12 protein-coding genes are annotated in these 13,893 nt (G+C 35.7%); 3 read left to right on the forward strand and 9 right to left on the reverse strand.

The window, feature by feature from the left end:
* Nucleotides 1-858: a hypothetical protein gene (locus LEP1GSC049_RS0206200; RefSeq protein WP_016748119.1), complete on the reverse strand. Its 858-nt coding sequence runs from the start codon at nt 856-858 to the stop codon at nt 1-3.
* A gap of 708 nt (nt 859-1,566) precedes the next feature.
* Between LEP1GSC049_RS0206200 and LEP1GSC049_RS214235 the strand changes: the two genes are divergently transcribed.
* Nucleotides 1,567-2,916 (forward strand): ankyrin repeat domain-containing protein, encoded by a 1,350-nt coding sequence (locus LEP1GSC049_RS214235; protein WP_025186054.1) that lies wholly within the window; start codon nt 1,567-1,569, stop codon nt 2,914-2,916.
* A 185-nt stretch (nt 2,917-3,101) separates the two neighbouring features.
* Here LEP1GSC049_RS214235 and LEP1GSC049_RS214230 read toward each other — a convergent pair whose 3' ends face one another.
* The gene (locus LEP1GSC049_RS214230) at nt 3,102-5,162 is read right to left on the reverse strand and encodes an LIC_11051 family fibronectin-binding protein (protein ID WP_016560857.1); all 2,061 of its coding nucleotides are present in this window, start codon (nt 5,160-5,162) and stop codon (nt 3,102-3,104) included.
* A 1,198-nt stretch (nt 5,163-6,360) separates the two neighbouring features.
* On the opposite strand from LEP1GSC049_RS214230, the gene LEP1GSC049_RS214225 reads away from it, so the two are divergent.
* A complete protein-coding gene (locus LEP1GSC049_RS214225) occupies nt 6,361-7,464 on the forward strand; it encodes a hypothetical protein (protein WP_004750729.1) in 1,104 nt (367 codons plus the stop codon).
* Nucleotides 7,465-7,871: 407 nt separating this feature from the next.
* On the forward strand, nt 7,872-8,270 hold the full coding sequence (locus LEP1GSC049_RS214220; protein ID WP_004750486.1) for a SufE family protein: 399 nt from the start codon (nt 7,872-7,874) through the stop codon (nt 8,268-8,270).
* Between the two features lie 296 nt (nt 8,271-8,566).
* Here LEP1GSC049_RS214220 and LEP1GSC049_RS214215 read toward each other — a convergent pair whose 3' ends face one another.
* From LEP1GSC049_RS214215 to LEP1GSC049_RS214190, 7 genes are all read right to left on the reverse strand, one after another.
* Entirely contained in the window at nt 8,567-8,932 is a 366-nt protein-coding gene (locus LEP1GSC049_RS214215; RefSeq protein WP_004759649.1) for an MmcQ/YjbR family DNA-binding protein, read from the reverse strand.
* 3 nt (nt 8,933-8,935) lie between these two features.
* Nucleotides 8,936-9,499, reverse strand: a complete 564-nt coding sequence (locus LEP1GSC049_RS214210; protein WP_004750302.1) for a TPM domain-containing protein — start codon at nt 9,497-9,499, stop codon at nt 8,936-8,938.
* 15 nt (nt 9,500-9,514) lie between these two features.
* Entirely contained in the window at nt 9,515-10,573 is a 1,059-nt protein-coding gene (locus tag LEP1GSC049_RS214205; protein ID WP_016560868.1) for a TPM domain-containing protein, read from the reverse strand.
* A 160-nt stretch (nt 10,574-10,733) separates the two neighbouring features.
* Nucleotides 10,734-11,336 carry a LemA family protein gene (locus LEP1GSC049_RS214200; protein ID WP_004750441.1) on the reverse strand — a complete coding sequence of 201 codons (603 nt, stop codon included), beginning with the start codon at nt 11,334-11,336 and terminating at the stop codon, nt 10,734-10,736.
* 65 nt (nt 11,337-11,401) lie between these two features.
* On the reverse strand, nt 11,402-11,674 hold the full coding sequence (locus LEP1GSC049_RS214195; protein ID WP_004765043.1) for a DUF736 family protein: 273 nt from the start codon (nt 11,672-11,674) through the stop codon (nt 11,402-11,404).
* Between the two features lie 42 nt (nt 11,675-11,716).
* Nucleotides 11,717-11,854, reverse strand: a complete 138-nt coding sequence (locus LEP1GSC049_RS2000000227520) for a hypothetical protein (RefSeq protein ID WP_004750400.1) — start codon at nt 11,852-11,854, stop codon at nt 11,717-11,719.
* A 540-nt stretch (nt 11,855-12,394) separates the two neighbouring features.
* On the reverse strand, nt 12,395-13,765 hold the full coding sequence (locus tag LEP1GSC049_RS214190) for a DUF389 domain-containing protein (RefSeq protein ID WP_004750294.1): 1,371 nt from the start codon (nt 13,763-13,765) through the stop codon (nt 12,395-12,397).
* Nucleotides 13,766-13,893: the final 128 nt, after the last annotated feature.

Below are 13,893 nucleotides of genomic sequence, written 5' to 3' on the forward strand. Positions count from 1 at the left end.
TCACCAACGGCTCAAAATTTCTATTTTTGTTATAGGATTTCGATCTCCTCTGGGGTCTATAACTGTATCTGCATCCACTTCTACTGACTTTGGAATTCCTTGTTCGGAGACACACAGATCAATATTATTATCATTGTCGTCTATGTCCGCGATTTTAAACGGAGATACTGTAAAGGTTTCACTTCCGGAGATCATTTCGATTTTGAATTTGTTCAGATCTCTATCACCTAATTCTTGACCGTCGATTGCCCGAACTCCTCCGGCCCACACGGTTCTTACTACTACAGTTGTCTCTGATAGAGGACAATCCGCGCCGTATCCAGAAGCGTTATAAGGATATGAATCTTCGAATCTAAAGTATTCCGCATAACTGATAAAAGGTCCGGCGATCAAAGGAATGACTTGGATTTTTTGTCCGATTAAATTTTGTCCATCTCGGCTTTTGAGTTCACCTACGATTGCGACTTCATTAGGTTCGTTATCCGGATGGTCGCCGAATTGGCCGATCAACAAAATGGTACGCAACTCGAACTGCTCTAATGAAGGTACAAATGTAGTGAATAGAGGATATAAAATTTCTCCTTTTTTAGTAGTGATCTGAAAGTCGGAAAGGTCCACTGTTGTAGGATCGATTTCGTGTGAGAAAACGAGTGGCATTCCATCCTTTCCAGGTGCACTTCTCCACAGTAAGAACGAGCGCCATGGCAAAGAGTTATCTAAACCGAAAAAAGCCGAAATTAACCTTGCTTCGCGGTTTTTCTCAATTTGTGGTACATTCGAAGACAATTGATATTTCGGGATCGAAACGCAGTAGTTCAAAAGTAAAATAACGGTAACGAAGACGATTCTTTTTTTCATAAGCAACTCAGTTTTTAAACGATTGGATTCCTATTTTTTACAAAGTGAGATTGGGATTATTTGTTCGGATTCGAACGTAGAAGTTAACTTCAAATTCCATTAGAATATTTGCATACTCTAAACGATCTCCGAATTCTGCAATTCGTTTTTCTTTAAGAAAAACGGATGCGAACCTGTTTCCTAATTTAATATGAATTCGGTTTAAGAAAGAATTTTCTCAAAGTATGAGTTCCTACAATTTTAAGATTTGTTCGTAAAGCCGTGGTTTGTGAGAGCTCCCACAGATTAAGTCGCATTACAAATTTTTAATCATTAGAGTTGTTGAAAAATTTTGTAGTTTAATTAACAAAACTGATTCAATCGACCGTTTTCCATGAAATAGAAATAGATGGAGAATTTATTTTTCAACAATTCTATTTATTTTTTATAGAAAAATCAGGTTTTTATAAAACAAATCTCTTACGCAGAATTCACTTTAATTTAAAAGGAACGGTTTTTAGTTCGTTTTAAAATTATCAGGGAGAGGGTAAGTTTCACTTACTTTTTATATCAAAACACTGCCACTAAAATATCCGTTTCGGACCTATAAAAAATAAAGCTGCCGAATTGTAGTTTCTTTTTAATGGGTGATCATTAAAAGAGAGCGAAAGTAAATCAAAAACAAAATTCTCAAAAGAATTTAATTTGAAAGGAGAATTAAACAGAAATATGGATACGGCTGTATTATTCGAAGCGATTAGAAAGAAAAATTTAACTGCAATGAAAAAACTTTTAGACGAAGGTTGTGATCCTTCTTCTTACGAAGAAAATGGATATAATAACGCTCTGAGTCTTGCCGCTTATATGAGACAACCAGAAATGATAGAGTATCTTATTCAAAAAGGAGCTCGTATTAACGATAGAACCAAAGGAGGGCGTATCGCTTTGCACAATGCGGTTTGGCAATACAATAGAAGTTCTGTAGAACTACTTTTAGAGGCGGGTGCAGACGTTCACGCAGCCGATCAAGCCAACTGGACTCCTATTTGGTTAGCGTCTAAATGGGAACCGTTTATCTCTCTCATAGAACGAGGCGCTCTTGTAGAAGGTATAGATAAAGAAGGAGAAACTCTACTCAACAAAATAGCTTTAGCAACTGCATCTTTTAGTCAAGAAGACGGAATGAAAATGCTGACTAAACTTGTAGAGTTAGGTTTAAAAGTCTCTGATGAAAAGCCGGACTCCGATGGAGAAACTCTATTGATGAAAACGATAGAACGTACTTCAGATAGAAACAAAAATCAGATTGCTTACTGGTTGATCGAACAAGGAATGAATCCTTTACAAGTAAGCCATGCTGGATGTACTGCGCTCCATTATGCGTGTAAATCCGGGGATCTGGATATGGTTAAGACGTTAGTCTCTCTTGGGGCGGACGTAAATGCAGTCATAACGCAAGATGGATCCGGTTTTGAAGCGGGTATGAGTCCGCTTGATTGTGTGACGGAATATGGATCCAAGCGTAAGGCCATCTTATCAGAGCTGAAAAAGAACGGAGCGAGCAAGAAGCCTGCTATGAATCTGGAAATAGAGGATAATATAATACGACTGAAAGGTAAGGATCGCAAAACGATTTTAGAAAATATGCTGGAGATAACAAAAAACCTGCAAGAAAACGTATTTTCGCATTCCGATTATGAAAACCCGGATCACTGGCTCGAATGGGAATTTCCGGGAGAAGAAGTAGACGAAGCGGACTTCTTTTTAAAATGTATAAACGAACCGGAATTACGTCTACTCGTTGCACGTTATGTGTCACAGATATTGATCGCAAATGAAAGAGAAGGGGACACGATCTACGTGCATGAAGAGTTGGAGGCGGGAGGTTATGCGATGCAGGCGCTCGTTACGACCGGAGAGGCGGAATATTTGGAGGTACTTACTCAGTATATTCTTTCCATCGATATAGATCATACGGTTCATCTACACGAACTTATGGATGTAGCTCGCTCCAAGTATTCTCAGGAACAACTCGGTCCGATTGAAGATACTCTGGATGAATTGGGATTGGCTCGTTAGATTGCTTTTAATCCTGTAGAATCTTAACGTCGATACGAGGACCGAACGGTTTTTTCGCTTTACCGTTCGATCTACACTTTCCGAAAAAATGAATTTCGTTCTACGCTCAAAATTTGTGTCAAATCCATAAACCGGTGAGTTTTGCCAAAAAAGAAACGAGCAAAAATTTCAAAAAAGTAGAATATTCAAGAAAAATAAAGTGTTATTTTGGGGTTAATCACTTTTATCTTGGCTTCTACGCTTTCTGGGTTTTGTGCAATTGGATTGTTTCCGATCTTTAATTCTTTCAACTCCGTCATTTCCGAAAAAAATTCAGGTAACTCTGAAATTTGGTTTCCACTCAAAGATATGTCTTTAAGTTTTTTCAGCTCCTTTAAAATTTCAGGGATTTGTACGAACCGATTGTTTTTCAAGTATATGTTTTTTAAAGATTCTAATCGAGCAATAGATTTAGGAAGATCGGATAGTTGATTGTTACTTAATGAAAGAGTGTCCAATTTTGGAAAGGTTTCAAATAGATCGGCAGGTATTTCTTCAAGTTGATTGTCACTTAAACCTAAAGATTTTAGATTTGGAAATAATCGAGTTAATCCTTCCGGTATTTGAGTCAATTGATTTTTGTTCAGACTCAAACTGGTCACGGATTCGAAAGCAATTTCTATATTAGGAAAATTTGAAATTTTATTTCTCTCCGCGCTGATACGAGTTAGATTTTTTAAACTGGAAATTTCAGGTGAAATTGTTTCTAATTCGTTACCCCAAATCAAAAGCTCCTTCAGCTTGGGAAAACACCTAATTCCATCCAAAGAGACAAGTCGGTTATCATAAAGACCGAGCTCTCTGACTTCACTGAACTCACGGTTCAGATTGGAAATTTGAGCGATTTTGTTACCGGACAAATTCAAGTTTCGAAGAAATTTTAGATCCGCCAATCGATCCGGTAACTCCGTCAATTGGTTATCCATCAATAGTAATTCTTTTAGCCGCGGAAGTTGGAATACAAATTCTGGAATTGTGGTTAAGGAATTAGCATTTAGACAAAGTGATTCTAATTGCGAAGAATTGAATATACTAGTTTTATTTTCTATAGATAGGCTGCTATTTGTGAGATACAAAGATTTAAGAGATGGAAGATTCAGTAAAAAATCGGGGAACTCGGATAATTTTGCTCCTTTTATGGAAATACTTTGGATATTTTTTAATTCACTTAAACTTTTGAGAGAAATTATATTTTCACAATCGGAAATGTTGAAATTTCTTAAGTTTTCGAAAAGACTTATATCGGTAAGATCTATTTCCGAAACATTAGAAATGATTAAAGATTGCTCCCCGCTTAAAAAATATTTAAATAGCGGAGACTGACCGATTTTTAGTATTGAATAAAGATCTTTTTGTTCCTTTACGTTTGAATCGAAAAATACGGAAGCGTCTTCGTCGTGGTAATAGGAGAACATTAAAAAATACGGTTGTTGTTTTGGAATTTGTTTAAAAACTTCCACTTTTAAAGTTTGTAGGATTACTTCCTGAGTTAGTTTGCATAGTATGTCTTTTATCACCGAAAAGTCTTCGTCCTCCAATACTTCCCGGATTTTTTCTGGTTTTTGTTTGAGTTGATTTTTAATAAAATTAGAAAAATCGACTACAGGAACATTTCGAATAGCACCTTCTTCCATCGCATTTTTAGGATTGTTACTTTCTAAATCATAATCAAACTCTATGCAGTAATCCGTACTCGCGTCGTCCCATCTTATGTCAAAAATTCCTATCGGAGATTTTTCCTTTTTGCTTAGTTCTTCCCAATATTTATAAACGGAATCGAAAATATCTTCCGCTAAATTTTCCCAATCTATATTTTTAAGTATTTTAGAATATTTTGAAGAAGAAATGTCTTTGGATTTAATTTTTAAAAATTGATGGAATGTTTCCGAAGTCAGAGGGGCCGGTTTGTCTATCTTTGATTTTGTTTCGGCAGTTGTGGTTTTTGCGGAAGCCGAGGCTTTTTTATCGGAAGAACTTGGATTTATAGAAGAAGTAGGCGTTTCTACTTCTATATAACCTTTTTTTAATTTTTCAGAGAATAATTTTTTTACTTCTTTGAGACAGGTTTCTTCGTCGTTGAACGTTTTTGTTTGTGTTTGTCCGGAAGAGCCGATCTTTCCGTAGGTCACCGTAAATGAATTTCCGGAAACTTCGATTTGCCAGAATTTATCCGATTTATCGTCTTGAAAAGTTAGATAGTGTTTCATATTTTCCTGCTGGATTGGAGATTATATTAAAAATGATTCAGTAGTTCAAAACGACCCTAAAAAATAAAATGTTTCTGAGATTATATTTATATATATAGTGCGTTGTGATTGAGACATATTTAGGATAAATTTTTCGAATAGGATTGAATCTTTTTAGAAGCATTTGTTTTCCGTATTTTGTAAAGAACATACTTTTTTATATTTTGTAGATTTTTAATTTTTAGAGTTTATATGAACTTTTTAACGAAATATGATTCAACCTAAGAAAATCGGGGCGAATCCAGCTTGGTTATGGTAGCCGGGACTGGACTCTTCAGCTCTGATCAATCAAGTGCATGCAAGAAACGTAATACAATATATCGTCTTTAGATTCAATTTAAAACACGATCCGTAGAGAGCCATGACCAACCTCACAAGTATTTAGATTTCAATATAGATCTGTCGGAATCACGACAAATCCTCTGTAAAACTGAGTTCAAACGCGACCTGTCGAACGACCCATGGGGAGTGAGACACTGAGTTTCCAGAGCGACCCATGGGGAGTGAGACACTGAGTTTCCAGAGCGACCCATGGGGAGTGAGACACTGAGTTTCCAGAGCGCGACCCAGGAAGCTCAGCGAATGCCTCTCTAAGGATCGGCATTCAGGAAAGCGTTTTGCTTTAGTTCAATTTGATTCTAAAATCCTGTGGGGTTGGTTATGGTAGAGCGTTTTGCTGAGTTCAGGGAGTGAGACGCTGAGTTTGAGCATTTTGCTAAAGTTTCCTCACATCGATCCCTTTTCGCGTTATACCGAACGCACGTTTATATAGGTTTTAATTCTATTCATTTTAGTGCGAAATTTAACTTTTTAAAATGAAGTTCGGTTTGCAAAACTGAAGTTTTTCCGTAAAAAATGTGGGAACTCATATAAAATCTCAAAATTACAGTTTTAATTCTTATCTGATAAATGTGGGAACTACCACAAATCGCGATTTTACGAATAAATTCTTTCTCATTTCTTATACCGAACTCACGTTACTGACCTTAGAATTCACATTTTTAAGCTCAAAAAACGTGAAACTCCTCTTTAAAAGTGGGTTTTCTGCTCAATTGTGTGTCTATGTTATAACTTGAATCATTTTAGTTGTCCCAGTTTGTGATCAGGATTCGTTTATTTAGATAACAAAAATGCCTGAGGTATTTTTGAGGAGATTCAAATGAAAGAGTTTTTACAAAAGACGATGAGAGGGGCGAGCGTATTCCTAATAATGTATATGATTTGGAATTGCGGAGGAGAAAAACAAAACGATTCTTCCACTTTGTTAATGCTTTTGGGGCCTGGACAGTCTTTACAGACTGAGACTTATTCTATGGCTTCAGGTGATGAATTTCAAAATGTAGGTGTAAATCAAAATCAACCGGAATTCAATCCTGGATCTGAAATAGTCGGATATAATAATTCCTCGGAACCCGATCTTATGGTTTATGTTTATTTTCCTGGCTCGAGACAAATGAAACCGGGAGAAGATATCTCTCGAAAACTAAGTCTTCAAGTTGCCAATTTCGGAGGAAGTTTAGCGGCAGGAAGTGGTCCCGATCAAGAAGGTTATATGGTAGATTTGATTCTTTCCAAAGATAAAGAGATACCCGAAGGTTATGCTACTTACTCTTCCGATTTTAAAGAAGATGTATTGTTAGGCGGAGGAAGAATTAGTAATACTCCGGACCTATTATCAGGTGCTCTCAAATATGTAAGTGAAGGATCGAATATACTTCCTAAAAACATACCAACTGGAGATTATTATGTATGTGCGAGAATCGATATAGGATCTAAAATTGCCGAGTCGAATGAGGGCAATAATACGAATTGTTTTCCGATCTCGATTCAAATGGAAGAACTACTACCTGATTTAATCATTCCCCGCGCCTCTATTTATCCTAGTGGAATGAAATGTAGAGCTTATAAACCGATGATGTATGTGACTGCCGAGATCAAGAATATCGGACAGGGTGCAAGTCCTGCACTGCCAAACGTGGGCATTATAAACGCACTAGAACCAGATGGAATTCATGGAAATGGAATAGGATATGAATCTATAATCCAACCTGGAGAAACTGTCACGGTTACTTTTCCGATTTATTTTCCAATCAATGAATCTTTAGAAGTGGATATTTCTTTGATTGAAAAGAAGCATACATTTGATCTAAGGCTGAATCGTGGAAATTGGATACCCGAACTGAATGTTCAAAATAACGCATATACTAGAAAACCAATAGAGCTTACAATTCCAGAAGGTTATTGTAAAAGTCATTCTGGTTGATCTTTAATCCTTTGAAAAATTAAATTTGAAATATCCTCTTCGTCGGGCTGATTACAGCCCGGCGGAAATAAATCTTCACTCGCGAATTAGAAAATAAATATATTCTAAAAATTTTAAGTACTAAAGAAGCGACAGAATTGAGTTTTTATCGCCTAGATTTTCTTACGCCGAATTTGTGTTAGAATAACCCTGAAATCTGATTATAATTTCTCTTAAGAAATTCCTATCCGCCAAGTTTTATCCTATCTGTTTTCTTTCAGCATAAGTATTAGAGTTTTAAAATTTCAGAACAGGTTTTAAATCTCATTTTCGAGGTTTGCGTTTTTATGAAACTACGATTCGAGTGGGATCACTTTGAGGTTTTTATGATTGCTTGTGTAAGAATTGAGTAAAAGTTGGAAAGAGGTATGAGCAGCATTGCGGAAGTTCAGAAAGAAATTATATCCGAATTTTCGGAATGTACGGATTGGCAAGAAAGGTATCAACTTTTAATTGAAATGGGAGATCAACTTGGATCAATTTCCGATTCTGAAAAAACTATGGAACGTTTAGTTCCGGGTTGCCAGTCTCGGGTTTGGATCATATCCGAGGAAAAAAACGGTAAGATAGAGTTTCAAGCGGATAGCGATTCTGCGATCACTCGAGGAATGATTGCTCTTCTTATCCGTGTATTTTCGGGACGCACTCGGGAGGAAATTAAGAACGCTTCCCTTGAATTTTTAAAAGAAATTGGACTAGACAAACATCTATCTATGTCCAGGAGAAACGGCCTTTATTCTATGGTAAATATTTTGAGGAATAGTTGATTATTATATTCTATTTTTCTAAATACTACTCATAACTATATAATAAAATACCTAATATTTTGCATGACATCAGTGTTTTGTGATAAAATTAACGGTACTCAATTTTATAGAGATCAGTAATAGGAAAAAGCGTTTTCTGAGTTTCACAAAAATGTGGGAACTCATACGAAAATTTAACGATATTCAAACTGCTTGAAAGTTTGCAAATATGAGGGTTTTTGAAAGAATTTACTGCATCTAAGCAAAAATCCGGAAAAGTTATTTTTACTTCTTCAACTTTGCATAAAAGAACTGAGTCATTGATTCACTTTCTTTAATTTTGCGGGCAGTTTATCCCAAACGAGTTGATAAGAATTTTGAATTCTTTTTTGAAGCTCTTGGAATGGAAGCGTTTTTAAATTTTCACATTGAACCCAGTCGTATCTTGCGAGATAAGGAGCGGGTATAATTCCTTTTTTTTGAATTAAAAATTCTGCGTCCTGCGGACTACATTTAAAACTGATTGTAAATGGTTCTTCGATCATAGTGACACAAAACATTTTGTTATGAACAGAAAATACTAGATCCTTATCCCATTTAATATCTTCGGTCGTAACAGGAAGAGAAATACAAAACTTACGTATTGGTTCAAAAAGAGGGTTGTTTGTATGAATTTGAATCATCTTTTAAATTACTTCCGGTTTATCCGGTAGTTCGTTTGAATTTTGTTTTCCGGAAGGAAAGTATTTTTGAAGAAGGGAACTAAATTCTTCGATTGCAAAAAGAATACTTTTCAGGTAATGTTCTGAACGAAATCCGTTCTGCATTTCTTTACATATTTCGTCTAACGTGTTTTGGCCTATTTTTTTGTAAATTCCCCGATCCGCCAATAGTTCGATTTTACGGTCTATCAATTGAATGTATATTAAAATTCCTGTATTTTCTTCCGTGTCCCAAATTCTTTTTTGTGAAAATAATTCTTCGGCTCTTTGTTTTGCAGTAAGTCCTTGGATTATTCTGGAAACCGGAAGATTCAGTTCTAAAATGACTTTGATTTCACCTTTGTGTAGAACTTCCGATTTAGAAACCTCGGATTCTATTTTTTCTAAATCCTCTGTGCTAAAATATTTTTTAAAACGATAGGATTTGGATTTATCTTGTGAAAAATGGAAAAAAAACAAAAAGGATTCTAAAGTATGATTCCAAATTCTTAGGATGGCGGCTTTTTTGTTTGTATATTGATTTATCATAATATTAGATATTCTTTACCAACTTCCCGAAGCTCCTCCGCCTCCGGAACGACCCCCGCCGCCGCTCCAGGAGCTTGAACTGCTATTGGAGGAACTGCTCCAAGCCGAGGAGTTGTGCTTGTAACCGAACAGAATTTTGTAATTGTAACCGAACAAAATAATTCTCCAGAACGACTTGCTGGAGGTCTTTGACTTACGGATGTTCTTTGATTTATTGGAGGTTTTTGATTTATTGAAGATTTTTAAATATATCTCGTCCATGATTAGCTTGAATACAGTGAAAAAAATCCCAATACAAAAGTTGATGGGGAATGTTGAACGATAAGAAAAGAATACGAAGACTCCGATTAGCATAATCAAGCCTACGATTCCCGATACTACCAGAGTAGCTATTGCAAAGATTGCAACTATTACATACGGCACGAAGGCAACATATTTATCAAAATCGTTTTTTTGTTCTACAACCGGAAATTTTTCCTCTGCAATCTGGGATATATTTGTTTTAGGTAATTCTTCCTCATTGATTTTGGTTATAATTGTATCAATTCCATCTGCAATTCCTTGAAAATAATTTCCTTCTCGAAACTTAGGAATCATAAACTCTTCTATGATTTTTTTTGCAGTTGCGTCGGGTATAGTTCCTTCCAGTCCGTAGCCGACTTCTATTTTTGTTTTATGGTTTTGGATGGCTACTACGATCAATACTCCGTCGTCGATTCCTTTACGACCTAATTTAGTTTTTTCGAATACTTTGACCGCGTATTCTTCTATGGTCCATTCACCCGTAGAGCCTACGATCAATACTGCGATTTGATTTCCTTTTTCCGTTTCAAATGAAATTAACCTATTTGTGAGTTGAGTCTTTTGTTCTTTCGTTAGAGTAGAAGTAGTATCCGTAACCGGAGAGCGGAGTAGGGGAATATTCTGATCTTCTGTTTTCCATTCTTCTATGATAAAAATGGAATGTGAGTTTCCAATTTTTAAATGAGTTCCGGCTGTACATACTAAAAGAGATACAAAGAATAAGATTTTTGTAGTTACCGATTGAATCATTTGAGTTTTTAAAAGATTCATTTTTTACGCTTGTCATATTGGATCTAGATGAACTATCTAGATTGAATTCTGTTAATAGATTTATTAATCATTTTATTGGAAATGGAATAAAATTTAAATTTTTTGATGTTTCGGAAAATAGAAAGTGAAAAAGATGAATGTTTAATCATATTCAATTTTTTTAAAATTTAATCTCAGGCGGTTTGGAAATTTCTTTTTCGTTTTCTACACTAAAAGAAGGTTTGGTTTCAAATCCGAAAAACTTTGCAGTTAAATTATTTGGAAATTTTCGAATTGTGACGTTGTATTTTTGTATCGCTTGAATATATCTGTTTCTGGCTACGGTGATTCTGTTTTCGGTTCCTTCGAGTTGGGCTTGTAGATCTCTAAAGTTTTCGTTGGATTTTAATTCGGGATAGTTTTCTGTGATCACAAGCAGTCTAGAAAGTGCGGAAGTCATCTGTGTTTGTGCCTGTGAATATTTTCTAAAAAGTTCGGGGTTATTTAAGGTTTTTTCATCCGCTTGAATAGAACCTACTCCTGCTCTGGCTTTTGTTACTTCGATCAATACTTTTTCTTCTTGGGCTGCATAACCTTTTACTGTGTTGACTAAATTTGGAATCAGATCCGATCTTCTCTGATATTGATTGAGTATTTCCGCCCAAGATGCGTTGATCGCTTCATCTTCTTCTTGAATCGTATTATAACCACAATTGAAGAAAACTAAAAACGAAAGAACCAGAGCCATCATCAAAAAAAATTTAAAATCAAGTTTAATTCTCAAAAAATTCCTCTCTCTTAATTGGAATGGATTTTTTTATTTTTATACTGGGATGTAAATCGAATTTTTCAAAAAGGAAAATCCTCTTCTATATCCGTAAAATCGTTTCCGTCCGTTGCCGTTACGACTGAACTTCCTTCTGACTTTTTTTCAAGATTTGGTTCTGAAAGACTTAGGGAAAGATAGTTTTTTCCCGTTGCCGATTTGCGGATCCATCCGGCAAGTCGATATGTTTTACCTTCGAGAAGCACCTTACCGGTGTAATCTGGTTGAGTTTCTTTTTCCTTGGTTGCGTTGCTAAAGAGACTTCCTTTTTTTTCTTTCAGTGTGTATTCTGCCATTTTTTTATCCTCCTATCGTTTGGGTTTGAGATACGACTTGTTTTAAGCTGCTTCCGGTTGGTTTGGAAATTTTTCTTTTTCTAAGGTTCTTTTACGAATTTCTTCGATCAGTTGATCAGCGAGTATCTCCGCGATAATTTCGATTCTTTCGTTCATCCATTCTGTAGTTATGGTTTGCATGTTGTTTTACCTCTCAATTTGAGTTTTAGAATACTGCTTACCCTGGACAAAAAAACATAAGTGAGAGTATTTTTTTAAGTAATGCGAACTAGGCGTAAAAAAAATGAGAAAGAATTTTTTAAAAGTATGAGTTCCTACAGTTTAGGATTTGTTCGTAAAATCGTGATTTGTGGTAGTTCCCACAGTTTTCTGATTCTACGATTTTTATTGCTATAAAGTTCCTGTATGAGTTCCCACATTTTAAGATTTTGAATACAGTATTGGCAGGTTTCGTAAGTCTTTTGAAATTTTAAAATTAGGTCGTAAGACCGGCAGGTTATTGTTAATTATTCAAGCAATATTGTTTTATGAATCACTGCGTCCGATTGGAATTATACTCGTATATTTTGCGCGGGAAAGTTTTTCTAACCTTTTGTAATTTCAGATAAATGTGGGAACTCATACTTTTATTAGAGTTTGAGAAATTTTAATGTGGGAACTCATACTTTTATTCGAGCTTGAGAAATTTCTAATGTAGGAACTCTCACAGATTTTTCCGAATTAGAGATCCAGGACTTGTAAATTTTCCAAACCCAATCTGAGTTTTAAAAAAAGTTCCAATCGTTTTCTTTCTACACTTCCAACCTGATGTTTCCATTTAACGAGAACTGTTACTTCTTTCGAAGAAGAAAAATCTTGAACGTTTTGGACTAAAAAATCTCCCAAGGAAAACGAATCAACGGAAGGAAACAAAACGTTGATCTCTTTGGCAACGGATTGAGCCAGATGATCTTTATCTTTTAAAATCCTAAGTTCGTTTTCTAAAAGATGAATTTTTTCTTCCTGAATTTTAGAGCCCGTTTCGTTTTGGAAAGAAAAACCTGACTGTTGATTCAATTGAGAGCTATCTCTATAGGATTGAATGACTTTTAATTCCGTATCTTCCAGACCGTATTTAGGAAGCATCGTTTTCAATTGGGAAAGAACGTCTTCGGACAAGGTTTCTCCGATCATAGTGACTTCTATCTTTTTTTCACCACCTTTCCTAACAATATTAGCAGATAGAATTTTACTTTTTTCGAATGTAAATTGATTTTCTAGATAACTTTTGGCGTTCCGTTTAAAAGCAGAATCGACTACGATGTCGTAGGCGAAGTAGATGCTAGGAAGAATCAAACAGAAGGACAGCAAATACACATAACGGTAAATTTTTTTATCAACCGCCGGGTCCGTATAAACGGTGCGTTGAAATTTCAGATAACGGACGAAAATCAAGGTACTGATGCCTATAAAAACGCTGTTGATCAAATAGAGATAAAAAGCGCCTAAGAAAAATTTAAAATTCCAATTGGCCAAACCATAACCAGCGGTACAAAGGGGAGGCATCAAAGCGGTAGCGATTGCCACTCCCGGAATTGCATTTGAAATTTTATCCTTTCTGGAGCCGGCCACAATTCCGGTGGCCCCGCCTATAAAAGCGATTAACACGTCGTAGATGGTGGGAGATGTTCTGGCTAGGAGTTCTGATTGAGCGTCGGAAAGGGGTGAAATCAAAAAGTAAATCGCGGATGTAAAAAGACTTAAAAACGTCATTACTGCAAGATTGCGAAGTGATTTTTTCAAAAGTTCAAAATCATAAATTCCTAAAGCAAGTCCTGCGCCCATGATCGGGCCCATCAAAGGGGAAATGAGCATGGCTCCGATGATCACAGCTGTGGAATTGATATTGAGACCAATGGAAGCGATAAAGATTGCAAAAATCAAAGTCCATAAAGCGGAACCGGAAAAATTGACTCCTCGTTTAATCGATTCAATGGTTCCTGTTTCATCCGTATCGTTTCTGATATGAAACAAAGGATTTATAAATTCGAACAAAGGACCCAATAAATCCCAAAAGTTAGGTTCTGGATTATGAGAAGTTTTTTTTTGCATAAAATTTTTCTCCTATAAAACTGACGAAAACATCTGACAGATGTTAGATCTTATTTTGATTCTGCACAAGATTTTTTAGAATAGAATCGAATCTACAAAATCCAAACTCAAAAATTAAGTCTCTTTTC

The sequence above is a fragment of the Leptospira kirschneri serovar Cynopteri str. 3522 CT genome (genome assembly GCF_000243695.2).
Classification (GTDB): Bacteria; Spirochaetota; Leptospiria; order Leptospirales; family Leptospiraceae; genus Leptospira; species Leptospira kirschneri.

Excerpts from the sequence above, each read along its gene's own strand:
- LEP1GSC049_RS214220 (WP_004750486.1), top strand. The coding sequence starts at position 7,872 with ATGAGCAGCATTGCGGAAGTTCAGAAAGAAATTATATCCGAATTTTCG.
- LEP1GSC049_RS214205 (WP_016560868.1), bottom strand. The coding sequence starts at position 10,573 with ATGAATCTTTTAAAAACTCAAATGATTCAATCGGTAACTACAAAAATC.
- LEP1GSC049_RS214225 (WP_004750729.1), top strand. The coding sequence starts at position 6,361 with ATGAAAGAGTTTTTACAAAAGACGATGAGAGGGGCGAGCGTATTCCTA.
- LEP1GSC049_RS214230 (WP_016560857.1), bottom strand. The coding sequence starts at position 5,162 with ATGAAACACTATCTAACTTTTCAAGACGATAAATCGGATAAATTCTGG.
- LEP1GSC049_RS214215 (WP_004759649.1), bottom strand. The coding sequence starts at position 8,932 with ATGATTCAAATTCATACAAACAACCCTCTTTTTGAACCAATACGTAAG.
- LEP1GSC049_RS214195 (WP_004765043.1), bottom strand. The coding sequence starts at position 11,674 with ATGGCAGAATACACACTGAAAGAAAAAAAAGGAAGTCTCTTTAGCAAC.
- LEP1GSC049_RS2000000227520 (WP_004750400.1), bottom strand. The coding sequence starts at position 11,854 with ATGCAAACCATAACTACAGAATGGATGAACGAAAGAATCGAAATTATC.
- LEP1GSC049_RS214235 (WP_025186054.1), top strand. The coding sequence starts at position 1,567 with ATGGATACGGCTGTATTATTCGAAGCGATTAGAAAGAAAAATTTAACT.
- LEP1GSC049_RS214210 (WP_004750302.1), bottom strand. The coding sequence starts at position 9,499 with ATGATAAATCAATATACAAACAAAAAAGCCGCCATCCTAAGAATTTGG.
- LEP1GSC049_RS214190 (WP_004750294.1), bottom strand. The coding sequence starts at position 13,765 with ATGCAAAAAAAAACTTCTCATAATCCAGAACCTAACTTTTGGGATTTA.
- LEP1GSC049_RS0206200 (WP_016748119.1), bottom strand. The coding sequence starts at position 858 with ATGAAAAAAAGAATCGTCTTCGTTACCGTTATTTTACTTTTGAACTAC.